The 5,165-nt window shown below is 65.1% G+C and carries 1 protein-coding gene; it reads right to left on the bottom strand.

What is annotated here, in order from left to right:
- Positions 1-5,165 (bottom strand): non-ribosomal peptide synthetase (locus LCU97_RS26395; protein WP_232778196.1); only part of this gene is annotated, 5,165 nt, incomplete at both ends.

Below are 5,165 nucleotides of genomic sequence, written 5' to 3'. Positions count from 1 at the left end.
CCTCAGGCTGTGGCGCAGATCACTTTCACCCTGGGCCGCGATCAACTGGCGGAACGCGCTCGGCGTCTGGTTCAGCACCGTGACACCGGCCTCGCACAGCAACGCATAGCAGTCCTGCGGCGAACGGCTGACCAGTTGCGGCACCACCAGCAGGCGGCCGCCATGGGTCAAGGCGCCCCAGATTTCCCAGACCGAGAAGTCGAAGGCAAAGGAATGGAACAGTGCCCAGACGTCCTGCGGGCCGAAGTCGAACCACGATTGCGTGGCCGAGAACAACCGCGCGACGTTGCGGTGCTCCACCATCACCCCTTTGGGTAGGCCGGTGGAGCCGGAAGTGTAAATCACATAGGCCAGATGGCTGGAATCCAGACCAGGCACCTGCGGATTACCGACGGACTCGTCCTGTACGGCGCGGCTGTCCAGATCGACCACAGGCACCGTGACGCCGGCCAACAATCGACGTGTCGCGGCCTGCGCCAGCACCGCCACCGGCGCACTGTCGTCCAGCATGAAGGCCAGGCGCTCTGCCGGATAAGCTGGATCCAGCGGCACGTAGCCGGCGCCGGATTTGAGGATGCCCAGCAGGCCGACAATCATGTCCAGGCCGCGCTCGACGCAGATCGCCACGCGGTCATCCGGACGGATCCCCAGGGCCAGCAAGCGATGGGCGAGCTGGTTGGCCCGGGCGTTGAGCTCGCCGTAGGTCAGTGTGCGATCCTCGAACATCACCGCCACCGCATCGGGTTGCGCGGCGGCGCGAGCTTCGAACTGCCCGTGGATCAGCGCGTCGTGGGCGTAGGTGTGCGGCGTGGCATTCCAGGTTTCCAGCAGTTGCCGGCGCTCGGCCTCTGGCAGGATCTGCAATCCGTTCAGCGGGGCCAGGGGCGACTGCTCCAACGCCCGGACCAGATTCTCCAGGACACATTGCACGTAGTTGCAGACCCGTCCGGCGCCAATCGGTGCCTGGGCCATGACGGTCAGGTTGAAATCCTCCCCCAGGTCGTCCACCGACAAGGTCAGCGGATAATTGGTCCGCTCCTCGCCGTCCAGCACCTGGATACCTTCCCAGGCTGCCAGGGCTTCGCTGGTGGCCGTCTGCGTACCGAGATGTCGATAGTTGAGCAAGGCACTGAACAGCGGCGCCGGCGCCGCCACGCCGCTGCAACGCTGCGCGAGGACCAGCGACGCATGCTCATGTCCCAGGAGAGCGGTCAGCCGGCCATGGGCGGCCTTGACGCCGGCCCGTACCCCCTGGCCTTGCAGATTCACCCGCAACGGCAACGTGTTGATGAACATCCCCAACGCTCGGTCAGCACCCTCGCCGCCTTGCATCCGGCCCAGCAACACGGTGCCGAATACCACATCGTCCTTGCCCGACACGCGGCCCAGTACCTGGGCCCAGGCCAGGTGATACAGGCTGGCCGCACTCACGCCCAGCTGACGAGCCTGGACCCGCAGGCGCTTGCAGAGCGAGGCATCGACCCGCTGCCGGACCTCTTCGATCCCGTGCCCGTCACCCTGCACGTCCTGCAAACCGAACGGCAGCGTCGGTTCGCTCACATCGCCGAGCATGTCGCGGAAGAACGCTTCGTGCTCCTCGCGGCTGACGCCCAGTCGCGCCTGGGCCACGTAATTGCGATAAGGCACGGAGGCTGGCAACAAATGCCCGCGTCCGACCACATGGGCCTCGATTTCCGCCGTGAGCATGCCCAGGGATGTCGCGTCATCGACCATATGATGGAACAGCAACATGCCGACCCAACGACCGTTCGCTGCATCTTCGGCATATCCGAGGCGCATCATCGGCGCCTGGCGGATGTCCAGGCGGTAATGACGGGGGTCCAGGTGTGCCCGCAGTTGTTCGGCGATATCGCCCGCCGCGGGGTCCAGCACCATTTCATCGAGGCCCAGCGGCGCTTCGCGCCAGACCACCTGTACCGGCTCGTCCAACCCTTCCCACACCACCGCCGTGCGCAGGATGTCATGCCGCGACACCACTCCCTGTAAGGCCTTGGCGAAGTCATCCAGCCGTGCGCGACTGTCGAAAGCGAACAGAATGTATTGCAGATAGGGGTCGCCTTGAACCGCAGCGAGGTGGTGATACAGAATCCCCTCCTGCAAGGGTGCCAGGGCATAGATGTCCTGCACGTTGGCCACGCCGCCCGGCACCGTCGCCAGCACGCGGTCGATGCCGATCTGGTCCAGGTCAACCAGCGGCAGCATGTCCGGAGTGATTCGCAGGCAGTCATCCGGAATGACATTGGCCGGCACCCGGATCTCATGACGTCCCCCCACGGCCGCCGCCAGCGCCGCCAGGGTCGGCTGTCCGAACAGCACGCGTACGTCGGCCGTCAGGTCGACCTGGCGCATGCGCTCGATCAGTTTCACCGCCAACAGCGAATGGCCGCCCAGTTCGAAGAAATGATCATGGCGACCGACTCGCTCCAGGTGCAGCAGGTCCTGCCAGATCGCGGCGATGACCGTTTCGACTTCGCCTTGCGGGGCCTCGTATTCACGGCTCACCACCGCTGACTGGTCGGGCACCGGCAAAGCCTTGCGATCGAGCTTGCCGTTGGTGGTCAGTGGGAACACCGTCAACATCACGAAGGCGCTGGGCACCATGTATTCGGCCAGGGAACCCAACAGTTCGGCGCGCAGCTCAGCCGCCGTAGGAGGCTCGCCTTCTTCGGCAATCACATAGGCCACCAGGCGCTGATCGCCCGGCGTGTCCTGGCGCGCCAGCACCACGGCTTCCCGCACACCCGTGCACGCGGCCAGTTTGGCTTCGATTTCGCCCAGCTCGATACGGAATCCGCGAATCTTCACCTGATCGTCGTTACGCCCCAGGTATTCGATGCTGCCGTCCGCCAGCCAGCGACCCAGGTCGCCGGTCTTGTACATCCGGGCGTTCGGTTCGGCGCTGAACGGGTTGTCAAGGAAGCGCTCGGCCGTCAGTTCGTCACGGTTCAGGTAGCCACGGCTGACGCCTGCGCCACCCACGTACATCTCGCCGACCACGCCGACCGGCACCGGCTCGCGCTGGGCGTCGAGCACGTACAACTGCAAGTCAGGGATGCGTTTGCCGATGGGGCTCACGCCGGTCAGCTGGGCATCCGCGGCACACAGCGCACGGTAGGTGACGTGCACCGTGGTTTCGGTGATGCCGTACATGTTCACCAGTTGCGTGCCGGCATTGACTGCCCGGGCATACCACGGCTTGAGGATGCCGGTTTCCAGGGCTTCGCCGCCGAAGATCACCTGGCGCAGGTTGTGGCGCAGGTCACTTTCGCCCTGGGCTGCGATCAACTGGCGGAAGGCACTCGGCGTCTGGTTGAGGATGGTCACCCCAGCCTCGCACAGCAATGCATAGCAGTATTGCGGCGAACGGCTGACCAGCTGCGGCACCACCAGCAGGCGGCCGCCACGGGTCAGCGCGCCCCAGATTTCCCAGACCGAGAAGTCGAAGGCAAAGGAATGGAACAGCGCCCAGACGTCCTGCGGACCGAAGTCGAACCATGGCTGGGTGGCCGAGAACAACCGTGCGACGTTGCGGTGTTCGACCATCACCCCTTTGGGCAGGCCGGTCGAGCCCGAGGTGTAAATCACATAGGCCAGATGACTGGCGAGCAGACCCTGCACATCAGGGTTGTGCGACGGTTGCTGGCCGATGACATCGAGCGGGTCGAGCATGACGATCGGCACGCTCATGGATGGTAGGTTGTCACTGCATTGCGACTGAGTCACCAGGGCCACCGGACGGCTGTCGTGCAGCATGTAGGCAAGGCGTTCCGCCGGATACGCAGGATCCAGCGGTACATAGCCGGCGCCGGACTTGAGGATGCCCAGAAGGCCGACGATCATGTCCAGGCCGCGCTCGACACAGATCGCTACCCGATCATCCGGACGGATCCCCAAGGCCAGCAGGCCATGGGCCAACTGGTTGGCCCGCCCATTGAGCTGGGCATAGGTCAGTGTCTGGTCTTCATACGCCACGGCTACCGCGTCAGGCTGGGTGACGGCCCAGGCCTCGACTTGACGGTGGATCAGGGCGTCCCCGGCATATTCGATGTCGCAGCGGTTCCAGGCATCGACCAGTTGCTGGCGCTCGGCCGCGGGCAGGATGGACAAGGCTTGCAAGGGCGTCTGTGGCGCCTGCTCCAGGGCCTCGACCAGATTATTCAGGGCTGTCTGCATATAGCCGCAGATACGCGCCGCACCGATGGAGGCGTCCACCAGGGCCGTGAGGGAAAAATCTTCGCCAAAGTCGTCCACGTTCAGCGTCAATGGATAATTGGTTCGTTCATCACCGTTCAGCGCCTCGATCCCGCTCCAGGCCGAGCGCGCGTCCTGGCTCACCTCGACGGCGCTGTGCCGGTAGTTGAGCAAGGCACTGAACAACGGCGTCGGCGCGGCCACGCCGCTGCAACGCTGGGCCAGGGCCAGGGAAGCATGTTCATGCCCCAGCAGCGCTGTCAGCCGGGCATGGGTCGCCCTGACGCCGGCGCGAACATCCTCGGCCCCCACGTCCACCCGCAACGGCAACGTGTTGATGAACATCCCCAACGCCCGGTCGGCACCCTCGCCGCCCTGCAGACGCCCCAACAGCACCGTACCGAATACCACCTCCTGCCGGCCGGAGACCTTGCCCAATACCTGGGCCCAGGCCAGATGCACCAGGCTGGCGGCAGTGACGCCCAACTGGCGTGCCTGCGCCCGCAAGCGCCGGGACAGCGCCGGGTCCACAGCCTGGCGGGTTTCATCGATCCCGTGTCCGTCACCCTGCACATCCTGCAAGCCGAAAGGCAGGGTCGGCTCGTCGATATCGCCAAGCATTTGCTGGAAAAACGCTTCGTGCGCGGCTTCGCTCGCCCCCAGACGCGACTGGGCCACGTAGTTGCGATAAGGCATCGCCTCACCCAACTGCGCCCCCTGCCCCAGCAGGAGCAGTTGCATTTCATGCTGCATCACGTCCAGCGCGGTATGGTCCAACGCCATGTGATGGAACAGCAGGATCGCCACCCAACGGTCCAGGGCCTCGTCTTGGGCGTAGACCAGTTGCAGCATCGGCGCCTGATGCAAATCGAGACGGTAATGCCGCGCATCGAACCGGGTCGCCAGTTGCGTGGCCACGTCGCCGGCGGTGGCCTCGGGCTCGAAGCGTTGCA

The sequence above is a fragment of the Pseudomonas uvaldensis genome (assembly GCF_021271205.1).
Classification (GTDB): domain Bacteria; phylum Pseudomonadota; class Gammaproteobacteria; order Pseudomonadales; family Pseudomonadaceae; genus Aquipseudomonas; species Aquipseudomonas uvaldensis.
This window is presented reverse-complemented; position numbering and strand designations above follow the sequence as displayed.